The organism is Jeotgalicoccus psychrophilus DSM 19085 (assembly GCF_000425845.1).
Taxonomy (GTDB): Bacteria; Bacillota; Bacilli; order Staphylococcales; family Salinicoccaceae; genus Jeotgalicoccus; species Jeotgalicoccus psychrophilus.
This window is the reverse complement of record NZ_AUEF01000014.1, coordinates 38,017-60,687: the sequence shown is the minus strand read 5'-3', so window position 1 is coordinate 60,687 and position 22,671 is coordinate 38,017. Positions and strand designations below refer to the sequence as shown.

General features: G+C 39.9%; 25 protein-coding genes. 16 read left to right on the top strand and 9 right to left on the bottom strand.

Annotation, left to right across the window (positions count from 1 at the left end):
- Positions 1–164 precede the first annotated feature (164 nt).
- Genes H625_RS0106530 through H625_RS0106510 form a run of 5 tightly spaced genes read left to right on the top strand, consistent with a single transcriptional unit; the run spans position 165 to position 3,740 of the window.
- Positions 165–605 carry a MarR family winged helix-turn-helix transcriptional regulator gene (locus H625_RS0106530; RefSeq protein WP_026859207.1) on the top strand — a complete coding sequence of 147 codons (441 nt, stop codon included), beginning with the start codon at positions 165–167 and terminating at the stop codon, positions 603–605.
- Positions 606–623: 18 nt separating this feature from the next.
- Positions 624–1,583 carry a ring-cleaving dioxygenase gene (locus H625_RS0106525; RefSeq protein WP_026859206.1) on the top strand — a complete coding sequence of 320 codons (960 nt, stop codon included), beginning with the start codon at positions 624–626 and terminating at the stop codon, positions 1,581–1,583.
- Positions 1,584–1,601: 18 nt separating this feature from the next.
- Complete coding sequence (locus H625_RS0106520) at positions 1,602–2,495, top strand: VOC family protein (RefSeq protein ID WP_026859205.1); 894 nt, start codon at positions 1,602–1,604, stop codon at positions 2,493–2,495.
- 13 nt (positions 2,496–2,508) lie between these two features.
- Positions 2,509–3,126 (top strand): flavin reductase family protein, encoded by a 618-nt coding sequence (locus H625_RS0106515; RefSeq protein ID WP_342664941.1) that lies wholly within the window; start codon positions 2,509–2,511, stop codon positions 3,124–3,126.
- A gap of 20 nt (positions 3,127–3,146) precedes the next feature.
- A complete protein-coding gene (locus H625_RS0106510; RefSeq protein WP_026859203.1) occupies positions 3,147–3,740 on the top strand; it encodes an alpha/beta hydrolase in 594 nt (197 codons plus the stop codon).
- 45 nt (positions 3,741–3,785) lie between these two features.
- On the opposite strand, the gene H625_RS0106505 is transcribed toward H625_RS0106510, so the two are convergent.
- Complete coding sequence (locus H625_RS0106505) at positions 3,786–4,280, bottom strand: DUF2798 domain-containing protein (protein ID WP_026859202.1); 495 nt, start codon at positions 4,278–4,280, stop codon at positions 3,786–3,788.
- Between the two features lie 232 nt (positions 4,281–4,512).
- Here H625_RS0106505 and H625_RS0106500 point away from each other — a divergent pair, with 232 nt between their 5' ends.
- The 3 genes from H625_RS0106500 (at position 4,513) to H625_RS0106490 (ending at position 7,787) form a co-directional block, all read left to right on the top strand.
- The gene (locus H625_RS0106500; RefSeq protein WP_026859201.1) at positions 4,513–5,223 is read left to right on the top strand and encodes a gamma-glutamyl-gamma-aminobutyrate hydrolase family protein; all 711 of its coding nucleotides are present in this window, start codon (positions 4,513–4,515) and stop codon (positions 5,221–5,223) included.
- Positions 5,224–5,304: 81 nt separating this feature from the next.
- Positions 5,305–6,018 (top strand): gamma-glutamyl-gamma-aminobutyrate hydrolase family protein, encoded by a 714-nt coding sequence (locus H625_RS0106495; protein WP_026859200.1) that lies wholly within the window; start codon positions 5,305–5,307, stop codon positions 6,016–6,018.
- Between the two features lie 95 nt (positions 6,019–6,113).
- The gene (locus H625_RS0106490) at positions 6,114–7,787 is read left to right on the top strand and encodes an ABC transporter substrate-binding protein (protein WP_026859199.1); all 1,674 of its coding nucleotides are present in this window, start codon (positions 6,114–6,116) and stop codon (positions 7,785–7,787) included.
- Between the two features lie 38 nt (positions 7,788–7,825).
- Here the strand turns inward: H625_RS0106490 and H625_RS12730 are convergent, their stop codons facing one another.
- Positions 7,826–8,509 carry a phosphatase PAP2 family protein gene (locus H625_RS12730; RefSeq protein ID WP_051239007.1) on the bottom strand — a complete coding sequence of 228 codons (684 nt, stop codon included), beginning with the start codon at positions 8,507–8,509 and terminating at the stop codon, positions 7,826–7,828.
- A 121-nt stretch (positions 8,510–8,630) separates the two neighbouring features.
- Here H625_RS12730 and H625_RS0106480 point away from each other — a divergent pair, with 121 nt between their 5' ends.
- Together H625_RS0106480 and mgtE are read left to right on the top strand one after the other, a co-directional pair.
- Positions 8,631–9,263, top strand: a complete 633-nt coding sequence (locus H625_RS0106480; protein ID WP_026859198.1) for a DUF1232 domain-containing protein — start codon at positions 8,631–8,633, stop codon at positions 9,261–9,263.
- Positions 9,264–9,280: 17 nt separating this feature from the next.
- A complete protein-coding gene (mgtE, locus tag H625_RS0106475; RefSeq protein ID WP_026859197.1) occupies positions 9,281–10,633 on the top strand; it encodes a magnesium transporter in 1,353 nt (450 codons plus the stop codon).
- A 29-nt stretch (positions 10,634–10,662) separates the two neighbouring features.
- On the opposite strand, the gene H625_RS0106470 is transcribed toward mgtE, so the two are convergent.
- Complete coding sequence (locus H625_RS0106470; RefSeq protein WP_026859196.1) at positions 10,663–11,694, bottom strand: S66 family peptidase; 1,032 nt, start codon at positions 11,692–11,694, stop codon at positions 10,663–10,665.
- A gap of 137 nt (positions 11,695–11,831) precedes the next feature.
- On the opposite strand from H625_RS0106470, the gene H625_RS0106465 reads away from it, so the two are divergent.
- The gene (locus H625_RS0106465) at positions 11,832–12,596 is read left to right on the top strand and encodes a hypothetical protein (protein WP_026859195.1); all 765 of its coding nucleotides are present in this window, start codon (positions 11,832–11,834) and stop codon (positions 12,594–12,596) included.
- Between the two features lie 109 nt (positions 12,597–12,705).
- On the opposite strand, the gene H625_RS0106460 is transcribed toward H625_RS0106465, so the two are convergent.
- Both H625_RS0106460 and H625_RS0106455 read right to left on the bottom strand, forming a co-directional pair.
- Complete coding sequence (locus H625_RS0106460) at positions 12,706–13,893, bottom strand: diaminopropionate ammonia-lyase (protein WP_026859194.1); 1,188 nt, start codon at positions 13,891–13,893, stop codon at positions 12,706–12,708.
- A 107-nt stretch (positions 13,894–14,000) separates the two neighbouring features.
- On the bottom strand, positions 14,001–14,573 hold the full coding sequence (locus tag H625_RS0106455; RefSeq protein WP_026859193.1) for a thymidine kinase: 573 nt from the start codon (positions 14,571–14,573) through the stop codon (positions 14,001–14,003).
- Between the two features lie 122 nt (positions 14,574–14,695).
- On the opposite strand from H625_RS0106455, the gene H625_RS0106450 reads away from it, so the two are divergent.
- From H625_RS0106450 to H625_RS0106435, 4 genes are all read left to right on the top strand, one after another.
- A complete protein-coding gene (locus H625_RS0106450; RefSeq protein WP_026859192.1) occupies positions 14,696–15,340 on the top strand; it encodes a Crp/Fnr family transcriptional regulator in 645 nt (214 codons plus the stop codon).
- A gap of 141 nt (positions 15,341–15,481) precedes the next feature.
- Positions 15,482–17,335 carry a heavy metal translocating P-type ATPase gene (locus H625_RS0106445; RefSeq protein ID WP_026859191.1) on the top strand — a complete coding sequence of 618 codons (1,854 nt, stop codon included), beginning with the start codon at positions 15,482–15,484 and terminating at the stop codon, positions 17,333–17,335.
- An 89-nt stretch (positions 17,336–17,424) separates the two neighbouring features.
- Positions 17,425–17,646 (top strand): heavy-metal-associated domain-containing protein, encoded by a 222-nt coding sequence (locus tag H625_RS0106440; protein WP_026859190.1) that lies wholly within the window; start codon positions 17,425–17,427, stop codon positions 17,644–17,646.
- Between the two features lie 93 nt (positions 17,647–17,739).
- Positions 17,740–18,090 (top strand): zinc ribbon domain-containing protein YjdM, encoded by a 351-nt coding sequence (locus tag H625_RS0106435; protein ID WP_026859189.1) that lies wholly within the window; start codon positions 17,740–17,742, stop codon positions 18,088–18,090.
- Between the two features lie 62 nt (positions 18,091–18,152).
- On the opposite strand, the gene H625_RS0106430 is transcribed toward H625_RS0106435, so the two are convergent.
- From H625_RS0106430 to H625_RS0106415, 4 genes are all read right to left on the bottom strand, one after another.
- The gene (locus H625_RS0106430) at positions 18,153–19,058 is read right to left on the bottom strand and encodes an iron-hydroxamate ABC transporter substrate-binding protein (protein ID WP_026859188.1); all 906 of its coding nucleotides are present in this window, start codon (positions 19,056–19,058) and stop codon (positions 18,153–18,155) included.
- Positions 19,059–19,151: 93 nt separating this feature from the next.
- Entirely contained in the window at positions 19,152–20,183 is a 1,032-nt protein-coding gene (locus H625_RS0106425; protein ID WP_026859187.1) for a FecCD family ABC transporter permease, read from the bottom strand.
- A complete protein-coding gene (locus H625_RS0106420; protein WP_026859186.1) occupies positions 20,180–21,235 on the bottom strand; it encodes a FecCD family ABC transporter permease in 1,056 nt (351 codons plus the stop codon). The genes H625_RS0106425 and H625_RS0106420 overlap by 4 nt, the downstream gene beginning before the upstream one ends.
- Positions 21,228–22,031: an ABC transporter ATP-binding protein gene (locus tag H625_RS0106415; RefSeq protein ID WP_026859185.1), complete on the bottom strand. Its 804-nt coding sequence runs from the start codon at positions 22,029–22,031 to the stop codon at positions 21,228–21,230. The genes H625_RS0106420 and H625_RS0106415 overlap by 8 nt, the downstream gene beginning before the upstream one ends.
- Positions 22,032–22,187: 156 nt before the next feature.
- On the opposite strand from H625_RS0106415, the gene H625_RS0106410 reads away from it, so the two are divergent.
- The gene (locus H625_RS0106410; protein WP_026859184.1) at positions 22,188–22,559 is read left to right on the top strand and encodes a YbgA family protein; all 372 of its coding nucleotides are present in this window, start codon (positions 22,188–22,190) and stop codon (positions 22,557–22,559) included.
- Positions 22,560–22,671: the final 112 nt, after the last annotated feature.

Genomic DNA, 22,671 nt, shown 5'->3' with positions numbered 1-22,671 from the left:
TAGCATATCAAGAATCTCAATACAATAAATATTCAGATAACTAAGTGTATAAAAAGTATATTAAATTTAATGTATTATTCTTGATATTTCGATTTCGAATGTTTATACTACAAATAGATTAAATTTAATATATTTTAAAAGTACTAGTAGAAGGAGGTGCAGACATGAATGAAAAAGAAGCACGGATAAAAGCATTTACTGTTTTTATAAAATCCTCACAGTCCGTACAAAAACTTATTAAACAGGACTTTTTAAAGAAGGAAATTAACCTCAATGAATATGCGGTAATGGAATTGCTGTATCACAAAGGTGACCAGCCGATACAGGCTATCGGCAAGAAAATACTTATGGGCGGCGGCAGTATTACTTACGTTATAGATAAGCTTGAAAAGAAAGACTTTATTTACAGAAGACCCTGTCCAGATGACAGAAGAGTAATGTTTGCATGTATTACCGATGTTGGTAAACAGTATATGGATACAAGAGTTGTTGAACAGGAAGCACTGATTAATACAATCTTTGATGAGTGGAATGACGATGAAGTAGAAAATGCAATTAACTTATTAAAACGAATTGGGCTGCACGCAGAAGGCCTGCTTAAATAAAATTTGGAGGAAGATATTATGACTAATGAAAATTTAAAAGGAATACACCACGTAACAGCAATGACAGACAATGCGATGAGAAACTATGATTTTATGACGGAAGTTGTCGGTATGCGTTTAGTTAAGAAGACTGTAAACCAGGATGACATTCAGACATATCACACTTTCTTTGCTGATGATGAAGGCTCACCAGGTACGGATATGACTTTCTTCGATTTCCCGAACAACCCTAAAGGCTCAAGAGGAACTAACTCTATTTCAAGAACAGGCCTCAGAGTGCCGAATGATGCAGCACTTGAATTCTATTTAAATCGTTTTGAAGAAAACAATGTAAAACATGACGGTATAAAAGAACTGTTTGGCAAAAAAATACTGCCGTTTGAAGAAGCTGACGGGCAGAGATATCAGTTATTCTCAGATGAAAATAACGAAGGTGTAGCGCCGGGAAAACCATGGAAAAATGGTCCTGTGCCTGAAGATAAAGCAGTATATGGTCTCGGCCCAATTGAAATTACAGTAAGTTATTACGATGACTTCAAAAAAGTACTGCAGGAAATTTACGGTATGACACCGATTCTTGAAGAAGACAATGTAACGTTATTAAACGTCGGTGAAGGCGGTAACGGCGGACAAGTCATTCTTCGTAAAGACGAAGGTACTGAAGGACGACAGGGCTACGGTGAAGTACACCATGTTTCATTCAGAGTAGAAGACCACGCGGCACTTGCAGCATGGGAAGAAAAATACCGTCAGATGGGTATGGGCAATTCAGGACTTGTAGATCGTTTCTACTTTGAAGCACTGTATGCACGTGTCGGACATATTTTAATTGAACTATCTACAGATGGTCCCGGATTCATGGATGATGAGCCGTATGAAACATTAGGAGAAAGCTTAGCATTACCACCGTTCTTAGAGCCGAAACGTGCACAAATCGAAGCTTCAATCAGACCGTTTGATACAACGAGAAATAGATAATAAAGGAGAAAATTAAATATGGAAGCAATTAAAAGAATTCACCATATTACTGCAATAGTTGGTGATCCGAATGAAAATATAAAATATTACAGAGATGTACTTGGTTTAAGACTGGTTAAACAGACAGTAAACTTTGATGATCCCGGAGTTTATCATTTGTACTTTGGAGATTATGACGGCAGTCCGGGGACAATTATTACGTTCTTTAACTGGGTTGTCGACAGACCGGGAGTCAAAGGCGGTGGACAGGTTGGCAGAATAGCTTTCAGAATTCCTAAGGGCAGCATGACTGAATGGGAAAATCATTTGAAAGAACAAAATATCAAAACTGAACATACAGAACTGTTCGGTAAAGATACACTGCAGTTTGACGACGTTCACGGACTTGAGCTCGCTTTAGTAGAAGGTGACAGTGAAGCCGATACAAAGGATATTATCGGGTTCCACGGCGCTGTTTTACTATCGGGTAACCCTGACGGCACAAAAGAATTACTAGTGCGTACAATGGGCTTAAGTGAACTGAATATTAATGACAGAAACTACCACTTTGAAACGGCCGGTGAAGAGAAGCATCATATCGTCACTGAGCTTCCGCCAAAACCTAGAGGCAGCTTTGGTATTGGAACAGTACATCATATTGCATGGTCTGTACCGAACCTGGAAGTTTTAGAAAAATGGAAGACATTACTTCAGGGCAAGGATTTCGGTGTGACTGAAGTCAGAGACAGAAACTACTTTAAGTCTATTTATACAAGCGAACGCGGAGAAGTTGTTTTTGAATTCGCAACAGATGAACCTGGATTCGATGTAGATGAAGACAAGACAGAACTTGGTTCTTCACTGCAGCTGCCGGCGCAGTATGAACACAAAAGAGAAGAGTATGTAAGAACAATGCCGAAGTTAGACCTTTAATTGAGGGGCGATAATGATGTTTAGTTTTTCAAATGAAGATTTAACAACTAAAGAAAAAAATAAAATAATGATCGGTACGGTGGTGCCGAGACCCATCGCACTAGTATCGACAAAATCAGCTGAAGGTGTTGTGAATGTGGCACCTTTCAGCTATTTCAACATTGTCACATATAAACCGCCGATGCTGTCGATTGCAGTGCAGAGAGTTAACGGTGAACAGAAAGACACGGCGAGAAATATTATGACTGAAAAAGAAGCCGTGGTTCATGTTGTTGATATATCGAATGTCGAAATCGCTAACATTACAGCTGCAAATCTCGCACCGGAAGACAGCGAACTGAACTATGCAGACTTTACACCCGTTAAATCGGCTTCAGTCCGTCCGCCGGGATTAAAAGAAGCGAAAGTCAGATTCGAAACAAGTCTTTATGACTCACACGTGATTTATGATGGTGACGAAGCAACGACCGATGTTTTATTTTTAAAAATTGAATATTACCATCTTGATGATTCGATTTACGACGCTGAAAAAGGATATATCGATGTTGAGGCGCTCAGTGCTGTCAGCAGACTGGCCGGCAATGATTACGCGGAAATAGGACGTATGTTTACAATTGAAAGACCAAAATAATTTATGAGGAGCGCTAATGTATGGAACATATTTATAATGAAAATAAAAAAGGTGCACCAGTTTTCGTATTACTTCACGGAACAGGCGGTACTGAGACGGATTTATTACCGCTAGCACAAGCTTTAAATCCTGAATATAATGTTTTAAGTATAAGAGGGAACGTTAAAGAAAACGGTATGAACCGTTACTTCAAACGTCTTGGTGAAGGGAATTATGACTGGGAAGATTTAGAATTCCGCGGCAATGAATTGTATGAGTTTATCGCAGAAAAAGCGACAGAATACGATTTTAAACTGGAAGATGTAATCTTCGTTGGATTCTCAAACGGTTCGAATATTGCAATTCAATTAATGCTGCAGCAGGAAGATAAATTTAAAAAAGCAATGCTGTTTGCACCATTATATCCAACTGATCTTGAGAAAAAACATGACTTCAGCGATGTGGAAGTATTCCTGTCACTAGGTAAGGGAGACCCTATCGTACCAGAGGCTGAGAGCGAGAGAGTTATTAAATTATTTGAAGAGCGCAACGCCGCTGTAACGACAGTATGGGTGAACGGTCATACACTGCCAGAGGAAGCTCTGATTGCAGGTAAAGAATGGCTGAATCAGTAATCTTAAAATAGTAAAAGCGCATCTCCTTTACGGAGATGCGCTTTTTTATGCAGCTATTTTTCTTGCTTTATTTTCATGTATTTTAACCATGACAAATCTTGCTATCGGCTGAGCGACAAGGACTTCTATCCAGAACGCAATTCCAAAGTTTCTAAACCATACTGGGAAAAAGCGTGTGAAGATATCTGTCGATATTTCTCTGTTGCCTACCCATGTTCCAATGACAGTCAATGTCAGTGAAAGAATTGTTACGTTCATTACGATGTTCAGTAAAATTCTGGCATTGAATCCATCAGTTTCACCTTGAAATTTCGGCATTATTTTACCGATCAGAGGACCGGCAACAAACCTCACCAGGAGTATAACTATAATCCACATTACGGGCATAATTTTAAAGAACTCAATGTAAGTTCCAAGGCTTAACCCAATCTCCATAAACATAATAATCGGTGCAATAGTGTTAACTGAAATAAACGATATAACCAGCATAAAAATAATGCCTTCTGCAGCACTTTGCGGCAGTCTCTTTTCTTTATACATCTGTATTCTCCATCCATATAGTTGTTCAGTATGGCAGACGTATCTTACGACATGTATTTTTGATATAAATTTTCATATCAATATCTCTACGCAAATGACTTTATTATTCTAGCACAAACGACAAAAATAAGCCTGTGCTTTTTCAAACCTTTAAGCAAAATGATTAAATATCTCTAAATCCGGCTATATATAGCTATTGAGTTTAGAATTGAATATAGAAGGAGTAATCATTATGAAGCAACCGCTTATAGGAATCACAACTTTTATCGGTAAAAACAATCAGGAAGTCCCTAAGAGATTTATAGATGTCATCAGCAGAGAACATGGGGTTCCGGTGCTGCTACCTGAAATTGAGAATGAAGATTTAATTAAAGCGCAAGTTGAGAATATAGATGCATTGCTGCTGACCGGCGGCGATGATGTTGATCCGGCATTATATGATCAGGATCCGCATCAGAAACTAGGTAATATAGAACCTGAACGTGATGAGTATGAATGGAAACTTATCGATTACGCTTTGGAAAGAGGCATACCAGTTCTCGGCATCTGCCGCGGTTCACATATGCTGAATATTCACGAGGGCGGAACGATATACCAGGATATTTACAGTCAGATAGAAGAAGGTACAGAATTGATTAAGCACCAGAGGAATGACAGCAAAGAGCATTTCACTCATAAAGTGAATATTAAAAAAGATAGCAAGATGTACGATATTGTTAAACAGGAAGAAATATTTACAATCAGCAACCATCACCAGGCAGTGAATGAAGTCGCACCGGGATTCCATGTTGCTGCCAAGACAAACGATGGCATTATAGAAGCGATAGAGAGCACTGAGCACGAGTTTGTTATCGGGCTGCAGTGGCACCCTGAGGAGAGGTATCATACTGATGAATCCTCTCAGAATATTATAAGAAGATTTGTAGAAGCAGCAGGAAAATAACCTGCTGTTTTTCTTTTTAGTGTTAAGTTTTAAATATTCTGATAAAATCTAAGGAAAATGCTAAATGTAAGGAGAGAGTATATGACTAACCCGGTTATTGGTGTAACAACGTTTATAAGCAGTGACGGACTTAGGCTGCCTGAGAATTACAGTATTGCGATAGCAGGTGAAGAAGGTGTACCGGTAATACTGGCTAAGGTAGAAGACGACGTATTAATTAAAAAGCAGATAGAGAATATTGACGGACTGCTGCTATCAGGCGGTGATGATATTGAGCCTTCATTTTTTGGAGAAAGTCCGCATCAGAAAATGGGTACGATAGAACCGGGGCGTGATCTCTATGAAATGAAACTGATAGAATATGCCCTTGAAGCAGGCAAGCCGATTCTCGGTATATGCCGGGGAGCTCAAATATTAAATGTGCAGCAGGGCGGCACGATGTATCAGGATATCTATTCCCAGCACGGCGACAGTACGATGAAGCATAACCAGGATGCTGCGAAAGATTATTTATCCCATAAAGTTAACATTATAGAAGGTACGAAACTTCATGAGATTCTCGGTGAGACAGAAATTAGGACAAACAGTTTTCATCATCAGGCAAACAAATACCCGGCGGAGGGTTTGCAAGTTTCTGCAATGACAGACGACAGAATTGTCGAAGCGGTGGAGAGTGCTCAGCACGATTTTGTTATCGGTATTCAGTGGCATCCCGAAGGAACTTATTTAGTAGACGAAGCATCAAAGAAAATATTCAGAGCATTTATAAAAGCAGCCGCACAACTCCAACGCTAAATTAACAGAATCTTTAAAAAAACAGATTGGCATTTCGATTCCCGAAAGGTATACTGGTTTGTAAGCGTATACATATAAAGGGGATGAAGTGTTTTATGCAAAAGAAATTGTGGCTATTAATGCTTTTTACAATGCTTTTAGTACTTGCGGCCTGTACGGACGACAGTGATGTGGATGAAGCGGCTGAAGGGGATACGGAAGCTGAATCCGGCGGGGGAGATTTAGTGATTGGGATGATTAGTGAAGCAGTATCACTGGATCCTCACGTATCGAATGATATACCCTCCGCGCAGCTGAGAACTCAGATTTACGATACTTTAATTGAACAAACAGTCGATTTAGAATTAACAGAAGGTCTTGCTACTTCATTTGAACAGGATGGGGATAAGTGGACACTCGGTCTTAAAGAAGGTGCCACTTTTCATAACGGCAGTGAGTTTACTGCTGAAGATGTTAAAGCGACACTTGAACGTGTAGTCGACCCTTCAGTAGGTTCATCAGCTGCATTTATGTTCGAGATGATTAACAATATTGAGATTACAGATGACTATGAAATTGTTTTAACAACAGATTATCCATTTACACCGCTGCCGAGTCATCTTGCACACAATACAGCAGGTATTTTAAGTAAAGAAGTTATCGATGAAGACTATCAAAATGCTTTAGATGAAGCAGGCTCGGACGTCACTCTGGAAGAGTATTATGACTTGCGTGAACAAGGAGGTACAGACTTTGAAGCTGTCTCGGAAGACATCGGTACCCATGTCGGTGCTGTTATTTCTGAAAAACCGGACGGTACAGGTCACTTGAAGTTACAGGAACGCATACCCGGTAACGAAATTGTCTTAGAAAAATTTGAGGATTTCCACGGTGGAGAACGTCAATTTAATACAGTTACTTATCGTGTTATCCCTGAGAATTCATCGCGTCTGGCTGAGTTGGAAACAGGAGGTATCAGCATTACAGATACTGTAGATCCGTCATCAATGGACCGAGTCCGAGATCATGAATCAACAGACATTATTGACCAGGACGGCTTATCAATGACTTACCTTGCATTCAACTATACAAAAGAACCTTTTGACGATGAAAATGTCAGAAAGGCAATATCACATGCTCTGGACAGAGAGCAAATTATAAGCGGCGTGCTGGATAACCGCGGTATCCATGCAAAAAATCATATTTCGCCCTCTGTTTTCGCTCACAATGAAGACATGGAAGAAGTGGCCTTTGATTTGGATTTAGCAAAAGAATATATGGCTAATTCCAGCATGCCTGACGGTTTCGATACTACTATCTGGACATCGGATTCAGAACAAAATAGAGATATCGCATTAATAATGCAGGAATCTTTAGGAGAAATCGGCATCGATGTAACGATTGAACAATATGAATTTGGTGCGTTTTTAGATATGGCTAATCAAGGTAACCATGATATGTTCATGCTTCAGTGGATTACAGTGACAGGGGATCCAAACTATGGGCTGTACCCGATGTTCCATACAGACTCACAGGACGGGTCAGGAAACCGCTGGAATTACTCTAATTCTGAGCTTGATGGTTATTTAGAAGAAGGACAGCAGACTTCTGATGAGAACGAACGTGTTGAAGCATATGCAATAGCACAAGAAATATTAATGGAAGATCTGCCTATTACACCGTTATACTACGGTCAGCTTGGTATCGGTGTAAACAATACACTTGTAGACGGTGTTGAACTAGACCCGGTAGGAATCGTCAGAATTGAAAATGTAACATTCCCTGAATAAGACAGCAAAAAGCATTGCCGTAATTGGCAATGCTTTTTTTATTGGAATAATGACAGACTTTTATCAGTAATATCTTTACTACGAAGCCACTGGCTGAATTTTGGAAGTGCCAGATGATATAAGCTGAGTGACAATAGCACAGTTGCCGCCCCGAAAGAGAATCCTGCGAGTACATCTGTTGGGAAATGCACGCCGAGATATATTCTGGAAGCCATCACAAATAAAATAATTGTAACTGTTATAAAAGCGATAATAATCTTCTTCCATAATAATTTTTGAACTGACAGAATCAGTATCAGACCAAGCATGCCGTAAAAAACAGTTGAAGCGGTTGAATGACCGCTCGGAAAGCTGTATGTGGACTCTGCAGCTAGTCTTAGAAATTCAGGACGTTCTCTGCCTATAACAGGTTTCATTAAATGTACGAGAACACCCGGACTGAGTGAAATAGTCAGGCCAAACCAAAGGGCAGCTGTATACATTTTTTTAATAAACAATGACACAGTAACAATCAAGGTCAGGACAACAATTGCCTCGGTTCCGCCGATTTCTGTCATCACTAGGATGACCGCTGCCCTTGAGTCAGTGACAGTACTCTGTATGGCTTCGATAAAGTAAAGATCAAGATGGTTTACCCAACCGCTGGCAGTCATGACACTGACAGCAATGAAGATGTACAGTATTAAAAATGATATCCCTGTAATAAGCAATTTTTTTGTCATAATCATACTTCTTTCTTTTTGACTTATTTATAGTAGATTATCTAATTTAACATAATGTTGACATATTGTCACCATTCTAATAGTATTCATGATATTGAATATTAGCAAGAAAGGTGATTTTATGGAAAGACAGAATAGACTCTATCAGTTTATGAAAAATGAAATGGATAAGCGCTGTATGTCTCTAAGGCGCTTCAGCATTTTTGTAAATATCGACCATGCAACATTGTCTAAAATTATGAATGGCAAGCGTCAGGTAAACTTAAATCACCTTCAAAAACTATCGGAGAGTCTATCAGTGGACTTTGATTTTTTATTAGAGCTTGCGGGGTATGGGAAACCTGTTAAAGATGACCTTGAACAAACGTGGGAAGCAGTGCAGAAAATAGCAGAGGAATTGACTGACGTTAATGAAAGTATTTCATTTGAGCGTGTGAATCAGGAAATTTCGAATTTTGAAACTTACAGCCAGACAGCAGCAGGTCAAGAGAAGATAGTTGCAGAGTTTGACACTAAGATGAAAGAAACCGCGGGTATTGGTAAATATGTGGAACAGCTCAAAGCAATGTACGCTCATTTTATAAATGGACACGGTCATACCAGGGATCAAATACTTATTGGAGCAGCTTTACTTTATTTTATAGTGACAACAGATTTACTGCCGGACTATTTACTGCCGGTCGGCTTATTGGATGATGCATTTATTGTGCAGGCAATCTCGCAGCGTCTGGAAAATAAAAACATCCTGCTGTAGTTAGGAGGAATAAGGATATGGTTCAAAATCTAAATCAGCTCGTCCACAGTGTGACGTATACACTGGAACAAAAAGATGAACATGCATTCCACGAAAATATCAGCGATCTGCAGAAGTATGATTTGACTCAAATATTTTTGGAGTTATCAACAGCGGAGCAAAAAATATTTTTAGAATTCATTTCGATTCATCAGCTCGCAGATGTTTTATCGGAATTAGATGCTGCTAATCAGCGGAAAGTAATCGGCATGATTGATTCACACGCAGGCTCTCTGGTTATTACACAGATGAACAACGACGATTTAATCGGTATGCTGAGCAATCTCGGTGAAAAGAAAGCAACAGAACTCTTGTCGGATGCAGATGAAGAATTTTCTGCTGATATCGAAACTCTTATGGAGTTCCCGCCGGAAACAGCCGGCAGAATAATGAATAATCAAATGGTCTGGATTAATAAATCCTATACTGTGCGTGAAGCAGTCGATAAATTAAAACATTTTGCGGAGCTGGCTGAGTATCTCAACTATCTGCATGTTATCGATGATGATAAAAAACTTGTCGGGGTCGTATCGTACAGAGATCTGCTGCTGGCCGATTTAGAACAGCACATAGAAGAAATTATGAAAATACGGATAGTTACAGTGGACGCACTGATGGATCAGGAAGAAGTTGCGAGAATAATTCAGCGTTATGATCTCGTAACGATTCCAGTCGTTGATGAAGAAAATAAATTGCTTGGTATCGTTACAATCGACGATATTCTGGATGTTGTTTATCAGGAAGCTGAAGAAGATATTGAAAAGTTTTCTGCATCAGGAAAAGCGATTGATTTTACGACAAAACCATTTACTGCTGCGAAAAGAAGACTGACGTGGCTAATACTTCTGCTTTTCATCGGAATCGTGTCAGGAAGTATCATTGCAAGCTTTGAGGAAACCCTGGAACAAGTAGTTGCGCTAGCATTTTTCATGCCGATGGTAGCAGGAATGACCGGTAATACAGGTACGCAATCACTTGCTGTTGTCATCAGGGGGCTCACGAAAGAAAATGTGAATACAAAACAAGTGTTTAAGCTTTTACTCAGAGAATTGAAAGTAGGAGTATACATTGGTTTGACGTGCGGACTGCTTATATTTATCATTGCATATCTATGGCAGGGCAGTGCGGTGTTAGGTTTTGTTATTGGGATTTCACTGCTCTGCACTCTGATTATCGGTACACTCGCCGGGACAATCATACCGCTTATTTTGAACCATCTAAATGTTGATCCGGCAGTGGCTTCCGGGCCATTAATTACAACAATTAATGATATATTGTCATTATTAATTTATTTTGGAATCGCAACAGCGTTTTTATCATACTTAATGTAAAAAATCCGAAGAGTTATCTCTTCGGATTTTTAATTTTTTACAGCACTTTCCAATATCTTAAAAGTAGGTTTTTCAGTATCTATTTCAGCTTTAAGACCATATGGAATTATGCATTTCGGTTCATTATGACCGAAGCTTGCGTTATACAGTACCGGCAGGTCACTGCGTCCTGCTTCGGTGAGTATACGTCGCCATGCCTCTTTGTATTCAGTGTAATATCGTCCATCCTGAGGACGCCCGATAACAATACCATTTATATGCTCAAATATACCGATAACAGACATAGCGCGTAAATAATCTTCAAATATTTCTGGATCAAGATAACATTCAGATGTTTCAAAGAACAGTATGGCATCTTTAAAGTCTTTTAATTCTGGAAAATACTGAGTGCCCCGAAGGTTATTAAAGACTTCCAGGCAGCCGCCGATTAAATGTCCGCGGGCTTTTCCGGAACCACTGATGCTTTCATAGCCGGAATTATTGTCTTTAGGACGTTCAATACTTTTATTTTCAGAAGCCCAGCTGAGTCCGATTTTTCTAATGTGCGGAGAAGTATTAATTTCGCCGACAGGTTCTGCAGAAAACCATGTCCTCTTAATTGAATCGACAGTATAATCATCCATTGCGATATTTTCAGCAAAATCGGTTAACAGAGCAGGACCGTAACTGGTCGATATACCATATTTGTAAAAGAATAAATGATTAGTTGTAGTGTCGGAATATCCTGTGAATATCTTTGGATTATTTTTAAGAGCATCAGTGTCTACAAATGGCAGGATACGTACAGTTTCATTGCCGCCGATTGCACAGATAATTCCCTTAACAGAATCATCTCTTAAAGCGTTATTTAAATCCTCTGCCCTTTTCTCAGGGTGGTCATAAACGTAATCTAGGCCCTTCAAAGCATGGGGCATTACTTTCACCTTTAAGCCGAAAACACTCTCCAGCCGTTCGATTCCCTGTTCAGTTCTCCATTGTATATCTTCTTCGCCTGCGAGTCCGCTCGATAATGAGACGAGTGCAACCGTGTCACCATGCTGTAATTTACGGGGTTTAATCATAAGACCGCCTCCAATGTAATTTCCAATAGTATAACAAAGAAAAAGTAAATAGTTACAAAATATATCAGTTTGCTATTCGGGCTCTTAAATTTTATACTTAAGAAAATGTTACGAAACGGTGAATGGAGTGAACAGAAATGAGAAAACTTAAATTAATATCTGTACTATTTTTTAGTTCTATTATCTTAAGCGCATGCAGCAACCCTTTTGATCAGCTTGCTGATGAAATTAACGGCTGGCTTGGTTCAGAAAGCGCGAACACGAGTGAAGAAAGTAATGATTCTGGGAAAGATGACGATACCGACAGCAATAACGAAACAGACAATGATACCGCCAGTGACACTGAGGGAATTGAAACTTTGGACTACAGTCACTTAATGAATCAAGGTGAGGCGGTTACACTCGATGAAGGTATGCATGAAGTCGGCAAAGATATTGAGCCTGGCCGCTATGTCATTACAGCAGATTCAGGATACGGAAATATATATGTTAAGAACGAAGAAGAGCGCGGCGGATTCAATGAAACTTTAGCAGGAGAGTCGGATAGTCCTGAAGGTCAGACGACTGAAATTGTTGGATTTCTTGACGAAGGATATTCAGTTGAGATAGCCAATTTTGAGAATGTAAACTTTACTCCGTATGAAACAGTATCTGTGGAAACAATTTTTCCTGGTCAGTGGGTAGCCGGTGAAGATTTCCCTGCAGGTGTTTATGATGTCAGTATGCCAGAAACTGAGGAAACAGGATCACTCGAAGTGTCATCACATCCCGATTATAATAAATCGAGACATACACTGGGGAGTGCAGAATATGGCGGAATGACTAACTTTACGATGTCATTTGAAGACGGTGATATTGTGAACTTGAGATATATGCCAGAGATAACTTTAACTAAAAGATAGGGCGTTATAATAGCGGTATTAATAATGTAAAAAGGGAGTAACGCTATGCGTTACTCCCTTTTTAGGCTTGTTATTAAGAAAGTTAGATAGTAATTTAAAGCGTTAGTATTTAACTCTTTGCATTATAATCATGCATTACTCTCTGGTAATTTTCCGGGTCTGTATCACCCTCGGTATTGATTAAGAGAACACATGATTTTTTATTTAATCCAAGTTGTTCTGCCATATTTTTAAAATCACTATTTGTCATAATTTCGTGTAAAGATCCAATGGTCACACTGCCGGATTCTCCAGATATAATTTTCTCGTCTTTGCCAGTGGGACGACCAAGTTTTCTCATACCTCTCCAGCTGATGTCATCGCTGCAATGTATGAAGGCTTCCACTGAATCTTTTAAAATACTCCAGCCCTGTATGCTGGGTTTTCCGCAAGATAATCCTGCCATCATGGTTTGAAGATCACCGCTGACATTTTGCGGTTTACCGCTGGTATGTTCTGCAGATTTATATAAACAAGCGGCATTCTCCGGTTCGACAATAACTATTTTAATATTGGTATGATCCATAGATTGAATTAGTGAAGCTGCCATCGCACCGGCGAATGAGCCGACACCTGCCTGCAGAAATACATGTGTCAGTTCATTAAAATCATCTTTAAGCTGAGCTTTGATTTCTGAAATAATCGTTGAATACCCCTGCATTATTTTTAAAGGAATATCCTCATAACCTTCCCATGAAGTATCCTGTATAACAGGCCAGTTATTTTTATGCGCTATATTGCTTGCATAACGGACTGTATCATCGTAGTTCAGGTCGGTAACAGCGACTTTACCGCCTAAAGCTTCAATTGCTTCGACACGTGATTTGCTAGTATTTTTAGGCATAAAAACTAGTGCCCGCTGATTAAGCAGCTGTGCAGCCCAAGCAATTCCCTTACCGTGATTCCCGTCAGTCGCTGTAACAAAAGTTTCCGGTACTTTGTCTTGCAGCTGGGCCAGCAGCTCGTCGAAAGTGGAAAACTCAAGGCTGTGACGTTCTTTTAAATACGCCGCAGCAGAATAAATGCCGCCAAGGCCTTTAAATGCATTTAAACCAAAACGATGTGATTCGTCTTTAACATAAACTTTGCCAATGCCGATACTGCTGCTAAAGTCCCTTAAACTGTAAAGCGGTGTTTCTTCGTATCCGGGCACTGTTTGGTGGAAGTTTAAAATTTCAGTCAGTGCATCTGCAGTGAAGTTATTAAAAAACGGACTTTTAAAAGAAGTGGTTTTAAAAATATTACTGGTAATTTTCATAAATATCCTCCTTGTTAGAAAAAAATTTAGTTTCACGGGAAACATTTAAGTGCTAAAAAAACACAGAAACCATAAGAGATTCCTGTGTCAGCTGTCATATAATTTTACTATACCAGTTCGAGGCGTTCTTTATAGCATTTGCGGCATACAGGAACATATTCCTCGTCGCCTATTTGAATAGATTCTCCAACGTTAATCGGAATGCCGTTACGGAGTCTCATATTAAGCGTCGCTTTTTTATTGCAGTACTGGCAAACTGTTTTCAATTCATCGATAGCATCAGCCAGTTCAAGTAAAACGCGGCTGCCTTCGAACAGTTCATTTCTGAAATCCGTCTTTAAACCAAAAGCAATAACAGGAATCCCGAGGGAATCCGGAATGTCGCTCAGATTATGAATATCTTTTTTCGATAAAAACTGTGCTTCATCAACAAGAACAGCATATACTTTTTCTTTATCATGCTCCTGTTTTACTTTGTCAAAAATATCCTCTGTTATGTATTCAGCGTCCAGTTCAAGTCCGACTCTGGATTTAATTTTTTTATGCCCGCTTCTGGAATCAATTGGTGTTGTGAATGCCAGGCAACGTTTTCCCTGTGTCGTATATTGGTGGTGTGTCGTAATAATCTGGTTGCTCTTGTTACTTTGCATTGTACCGTAGCGGTAGTAAAGTTTTGCCATACATATCCCCAATCTTCTCGTAATCAGCATCAATTTTAACATGAATTTTACATTTATATATTATTAATTTGCTCATGATATAATCGAAGCAATCAGATTAATCACTTTGGAGGGGAAGTAACATGGAGTTACAGGGGCATGAACGGTGCGTCAGCAAAGTTCCGATTTTCAGCCACCTTGAAATGGATGAGCTGGAAGAAGTGTTTCAAAGAATTAATCATCAGAGTATGAAAAAAGGTGAGTATCTTTTTATGGCCGGTGACCGATCTTCTTCACTATTTGTCATACATAAAGGTAAAGTACGGATTTACCGTTTAAATGACAACGGGGAGGAGCAGTTAATCAGAGTGCTGACTCACAGCGACTTCACAGGTGAGCTTTCCCTTTTTAGTGTTGATGAAGAGAGTAAATCCTATGCAGAGGTGCTGGAAGATGCGGAGGTATGCCGCATTAACCGTGAGGATATATATGGACTAATGCAGAAATATCCGGATATCAGTATTAAAATCATTGAGAGTTTTGCAGAAAGATTGAATGATTCAGAATCTCTAACTACAAATATTTCCTTATTAAACAGCAGAGAAAAATTAATCGAGTACATTCGTACACATACAAAGAACGGTAAACTGGTCTTGACTATGACTAAAAAAAATCTCGCTTCATATTTAAGTATGCAGCCTGAGACACTGACTAGAACGTTTAAGAAGCTGGAAAATGAAAGTGTCATTAAGAAAATTAATAATAAATCCTATGATATTTTAAAATAGAAAAATTAAGTAGAAAGTTCCCGGAAATGGGAACTTTTTTTTTGTTCTTGACCTCGGTCAATTTTTATTAGTACTAAAGCCTGTAACATTATAAATGAATAGACGCTGGAAAATATAATAAAAGAGGGAAGGAGATTTAAAATGATCAGGTTTATATTTAAACAAGAAAATAAGATTACTCTTATTGCATTTATTTTAATCGCAGCGGGTCTGATATTAAGATTCACAGGCAATACTGATGCAGGAAATACTGCCTTAATCGTAGCAACAATTATCGCTATGCTGCCTATCGGTATTAAGGCTTATCAGGCAGCGCGGATGAAGCTGTTCAGCATTGAATTACTAGTAACTATCGCCGTTATTGGAGCGTTATTTATTGGAGAATATGTCGAGTCTTCAATCGTTACGTTTTTATTTCTGTTTGGTAGTTACTTAGAAGCGAGAACTCTTGAAAGAACCCGTTCTTCAATTAAAGAATTGACTGAGATGGCGCCGCAAGAAGCTAATTTAATACTTACTGACGGCAGCCGGAAAGTAATAGATGTAGATGATGTAGAAATCGGTGACAGAATAGCAATACTTCCGGGCGGAATGATTCCGGTAGATGGCAAAGTGTTGAGCGGTGAAGCAGAAGTTAATGAAGCAGCTGTCAGTGGTGAATCTATTCCAGTATCGAAAATTACTGGTGACCAGGTTTTAAGCGGAACGATTCTGGACTCTGGCTACTTGGAAATAACAGCGGAAAAAGTAGGAGACGATACGACGTTTTCAAAAATTATAGAACTTGTTGAAGAAGCACAGGATAGTAAATCAAATGCAGAACGATTTCTCGACAGATTCGCTCAGTACTATACACCAGGAGTTTTAGTACTGTCGATAATTGTCTGGTTCATTACGAAAGATCTTCACCTTGCAATTACCTTCCTTGTGATTGCATGTCCGGGAGCTCTTGTTATCGGCGCACCTGTCTCAAACGTTGCTGGTATCGGTAACGGTGCGAAAAACGGTTCGCTTATTAAAGGTGGAGAAGTGATTGAAACACTTTCTAAAGTCGATACACTGGTTTTTGATAAAACAGGTACATTGACGAAAGGACGTCCGGAAGTAACAGATTTTAAAGTGTTTGCTGGAGATGAAATGGAACTTACAGGTTTGATAGGAAAACTTGAAACTGCATCTGAACATCATCTTGGGAGAGCAATAGTCGAGTATGCAGAAAAAACGTCGGATCTTTCAGCTTATATAATGGAGCAGGCATCCGGTGTTAAAGGCCAGGGTATTGAAGGTACTATAAGTAATCATTCAATCGTTGCAGGAAACAGAAAATTGTTAAGAGAAAACGGCATTGATATACCGCCTGATATTGAAACTTACGCACTTGAACGTGAAAAGAAAGGGAATACTGCGGTATTTGCAGCAGTAGATTCGAAACTAACAGCAGTAATATCTATTGCTGATAAAATCAGAGACGATGCAAAAGAAGCTCTGGCAACAATGCGTAACAATGGCATTAAACATATTGTTATGCTGACAGGTGATAACCGCCATACAGCAGCAGCAGTCGCAGTTGAACTCGGTATTGACGAAGTACACGCAGAGTTGCTGCCGGAAGATAAAGTGATGCATGTGAAACGTCTTAAAGGAGAAGGCAGAATTATTTCTATGGCAGGGGACGGCATTAATGATGCACCGGCTATAGCAACAGCAGACGTCGGACTAGCTATGGGGAAAGGCGGCACGGATATTTCGATGGAAACAGCGGACGTAGTGCTGATGGCGGATAAACTGTCGCAGTATGCACACGCACTGTCGTTATCTAAAGGAACGATGCGCAACATGAAACAAAACATCATTATCGCACTCGTTACAGTAGCATTACTCCTCGTTGGAGTGCTGATGGGCGGCGTTAACCTGGCGATAGGAATGTTTGCCCATGAAGCAAGTGTACTGATTGTTATACTCAACGCGATGAGGTTAATAAAATTTAAACCGTAATCTTGATGCAGGTCAATTTTAAATAGGCGAGTTACTAATATAATTAAGGTATAAGATAAAAGGAAAACAAAAAACGGGAGGAATATATTATGAATAAAGTAACGATGCAACTTGAAACATTGAGCTGTCCGACATGTATTAAGAAAATAGAAGGGGCACTGACGAAAACAGATGGTGTTGAATCAGCTAAACTTTTATTTAATGCGAGCAAAGCGAAAGCGGAATATAATCCGGAGAAAGTAACATCAGCAGAACTGAAAAGTGTTATTGAGAATTTGGGCTATGAGGTATTGAAAGTAAAGGAAGCATAATTATTAAGAAAGTCGGTGTTCATTTGAACCCCGACTTTTATTTATAAAAAAATGTGGTATCTTTAAATTAATACAGTGATATGGGGGATTATAATGACAACATCATTACCAAATTGTCCGAGCTGCAATTCGGAGTATACATACGAGGATGGACCGCTCTTAATTTGTCCAATGTGCGCGCATGAGTGGACGCCTGAGTCAGCGGAAGAAGAAGCGCTGGCGGCACTCGTAAAAGATGCGAATGGCAACGTCTTGAATGACGGAGATATCGTGACGGTAATTAAGGATTTAAAAATTAAAGGTTCGTCCAATGTAATCAAGCAGGGAACGAAAGTTAAAGGTATCAGACTTGTTGATCCGGAAGATGGTCATGACATTGATTGTAAAATACCGGGTATCGGCCAGATGAATCTGAAGTCTGAATTTGTGAAGAAAATAGATTAAGTTTAAAACTAGAAAAAACGGTCCGGAACCTTTAAATGAGGAAATTCGGACCGTATTATTTTTTATTCCATTAAACCTTTGCTGTATATTTCAAGCAGGTATTCCAATGTTGTTGGATCGCTGTAGCTGGATGCTGCAGTATCAATTTCAATAACATTGTCATTTTGTACAGCGGGTATCGACTGCCATACTTCACTGTCAGTAAATGACATGTCCGTCTCTTCACCGCGGCTTAATACAATGTAGTCACCCGCATATTCTGCCAAGACTTCTTGTGAAATTTCATAATATCCATCAGATGAGACAGCTTTCTGTACATTTTCAGGCATCTTTAAATCCATTGCCTGGTACAAAATTTCAGTTCCTCTTCCCCATGCTTCGCCAAATAAATAAAATCCTTTGCCATCAGTCTCAATCACTGTAACGGTAGTATCTTCACCGTGCTTCTCTTTAATCTTACTGCCGATATCTGCAGCACGTTTCTCAAAGTCTTCTGCCCATGCACGGGTTTCATCTTCTTTACCAACGAGTTTACCTATCTCAATTTGCTGTTCGAGATAATTTAATTTTCCCCAAGTATAAGTCACGGTTGGTGCGATTTTCTCAAGCTCTTCCAGATTTTCCATGTTGGCTCCTGCAATAATTAAATCAGGATTTTCAGCTAAGATACTCTCTGGTTCAGCTTCAGTCACCTCGGCAACACCTTCCAGGTCTTCTTCGAACAGTGGATTATTTTTAGACCACTGATCAACACCTGACATTTCAATATCGAGGGCATGAAGGTTTGGGGCGTAGGCTAAAGCAACAATGCGTTCCGGGTTTTCCGGAACTTCTACAGGACCGAATTCAGATTCATATGTAATAATTTCTTCCTTTGATGATTCTTCACCGGCAGGTTCTTCTGAACTGCATGCCCCGAGTATTACTGACAGAGCCAGCGCAAGTGTAAAACTTAAAAATTTCTTCATAATATTTCTCCTTTTTCAGCTAATTGAGATGAATTCTCAATGGCTGTTTATTATATAATCCGGCTGCTTTACAGCCGGATTAGAATTACTGGTTTAATCATTTAATTTTGCTAAAAGGTACAGGAAGTAAGGTGCACCTATAATCGCGACAACAACACCTGTCGGAATTTCAGCAGGCTGAAGTATGACACGGCCCAGTGTATCAGCGGTTAATACGAGCACTGCACCGATAAGCGCACATATCGGAATGACGTACTTATGTTTATTGCCGACGAGCCTTCTGGTCATATGCGGAGCAATTAACCCGACAAAGCCGATACCGCCGCTGACCGAAACACTCGCTGCAGCGAGACCGACAGCTGCAGCAAGCAGAATTCGGCGTTCCTTTTCGAGATTCATGCCTAGACTGACAGCAGTATGATCGCCGAGGTTTAAAACGTCTAACACTCGTGACTTCATATAAACAAATGGAATCAAAATCACAAGCCACGGCAGAAGGGCCAATACGAAGTTCCAGTTTGAACCCCAAATGCTCCCTGCAAGCCAGGTGGCAACGAAATCATATGTTCTCGGGTCTAGTTTTAAGGTCAGAACAATCATTAATGCACTAATACCGGCAGCAACTGCAACACCGACAAGTATTAATCGGATAGGCGATACGCCTTCATCTTTTTTATAAGAGAAAGCATATATAACAACAGCCGCCGCGCCTGCACCGATGAACGCGAGAAACGGCATAATAAATACCGAGTTTCCAAGTTCAGTTGAGAAATATGATACAAACAGCATCACTGCAAGTCCTGCCCCGGCATTGATTCCTATAATTCCGGGATCTGCCAGAGGGTTTTTCACTATCCCCTGAAGCACGGCTCCGGATACGGCGAGTCCCATACCGATGAGTACGGCAATGGTAATTCTCGGCAGACGGAACTCAAACAGCAGCAGTTCATCACGCGGTTCGCCGCTGCCGAATATTGTTTTTATCACAGTGACCGGGTCGATGCGTATAACACCTGTATTTAAACTGACGAGAAATAAAACAAGTAAAAGAACTATAAAGATACTGGCAACCACTGCAGCACGGCGCTGTTTTTTCATGAGACCAGCGGGTCTATACTGAGTCATATTGCCTTACCTCCTTTACGAGCAAGGTATAAGAAGAATGGTACACCGATTAAAGAAATGAGTGCACCGATTGGTATTTCAAAAGGAGCATTCAGCGTACGTGCGAATAAATCTGCAACAACAACGAGAATTGCACCGACAACGGCGCTGACGGGTATTATCCAGCGGTAGTCATAACCGACGAGCCTGCGGGTCAAGTGCGGGACAATTAAGCCGACAAAACTGACTGCACCGACTACTGAAACTGCAAGACCGGCAAGCACGACTATAACGCCTGCGCTGATCAGTTTTGTTCTGACTGTGCGTTCCCCGAGACTAACGGCGACTTCTTCCCCGAGACTTAAAATAGTAATAGATTTTGAAATACGCATCGCTATAAATAACATGGTAATAACGATAGGCGTTATTATCGCGAGATGACTCCAACGCGTGCTGGATACGCCTCCGGCATACCAGAATGCCATATCCTGTCCGACGTTAAAGTACAGAGCGATACCTTCACTCAATGCAGTAAGTAATGCTGTAACAGCTGCCCCTGCAAGGACTAAGCGAAGCGGTGTTAAACCATTTCTGCTCATCGAACCAATGCCGTAAACTATACCTGCACCAAGTGCAGCGCCAAAAAACGACATCAGTACAACATAGACATACGGCAGTCCCGGAAAAAAACTGAAACTGATTGCGAGCATCATCACTGCGCCCGCATTCAATCCCAGGAGTCCGGAATCGGCAAGAGGATTTCGTGTCATCCCTTGCATTAATGCACCTGCAACACTGAATGCCGCTCCAACGATTGCTGCACCGATAATACGCGGGAATCGGAGTTCCCATATTATCTGGTGCTGTGTGACAGACCCGTCAAAGTTAAACAAAGCATTCCATATTGTTGATAAGTTTATATCTGCTGCACCAAGTGAAATAGATACTGCAAACGCACACAGCAGAAAAATTATCCCGCCTGAGATGATAACCGTTCCGCGGACAGGTTTTGCAGAATTTTTAACTTCTTTTACTTGTTCTTTATCAGTTAAGGAAGAATTGAATTTACTCATAATCTTTGTCCTGACTGCTTAAATGATAAGAAGTGAAAATCGGGTGACCGCTGTAAGGACACTTCTGAATGTCGGCTTCGATATTAAACAATGTTCTTAAATTGTCATGTGTCATTACTTCTTCAGGATTGCCTTTTGTAATAAGATTTCCATCCTTCATTGCTATCATATAATCAGAAAATCTTGAAGCGTGATTCAGGTCATGCAGAACCATAATAATGGTGCGGTGTTCTTCAATATTCAATTTCTTCAAGAGAAGCAGAATGTCGAGCTGGTGAGCGAGGTCCAAATAAGTAGTCGGCTCATCGAGCACGAGTGTTTCCGTGCCTTGTGCAAGAGACATAGCAATCCAGACACGCTGGCGCTGGCCGCCTGACATATCACTGATTTCACGATCTGAGAAATCTGCAAGGCCTGTTACTTCAATCGCCCAGTTAATATAATTATAATCTTCTTTACTTAGAGAACCGAGTGCTTTTCTGTATGGAAAACGACCGTATGAAACAAGTTCAAAAACGGTGAGCCCGCCCGGAGATTCTGCAGTTTGCGGCAAAATCGCCATCTGCTTGGCGATCTCTCTAGTGTCCAGAGTATTAATCGCTTTACCATCGAGTAAAATCGTACCTTTCTCAGCTTTTAATATACGGGAAACCGTTTTTATCAGCGTAGACTTTCCGCAGCCGTTCGGTCCGATAATTGTCGTTATTTTATTTTTGGGAATCGTAACACTTAAGTCATTTATTACCGAACGGTTGTGGTAGCCAACCGCTATATTATTTATTTCAAGTGCGTTCAACACAGTCACCTCTCATATAGATGATTCTTCAAGAGTATTGAGAATCATTATCACTCTGAAAGTTTATGCCAATAATATCCGAATGTCAATATAATATATATCGCTGCGTGAAAAAGGGTACAAGATAATTAAAGTGTAAAGGAAAGAAGGGGTCTGATGAAACGGCGTGGAATGATTGAAAAACTGTGGGCAGAAGAAAAATATAAAGTTATGATGCATTCGCAAAAACATTATAATTTAATCAGGGAAGAATTGAAAAAAGATATCTCAATAGAAACGCTGGAAATATTGATTAATGATGCATTTAAAATTACGCCGGAATCTGGTTCTGTAATCAATACAGCTGATCATATGTGGGGATATTTTAAAAAAGTATGTACGGCTGCAGAGAAAAATGAATATATGCGTTTAAAAGAAGCTTATAAAAAAGAAGAGGTGCCGGCTGAAAAGATGCTGGCTTTTATTAGAAAGTCAGCAGATAAATACGAAGTGGAGTACTTGCAAAAATCTACTGTGTTGCATAAATAAAAAATACAGCACGTCAATAACGTACTGTACTTAGAGGTGAGCGATTATTATACTGAATATGCTAGGATGATGAAGCCAATCGGGCACCGACGGGAAGTACAACCTTATTTTC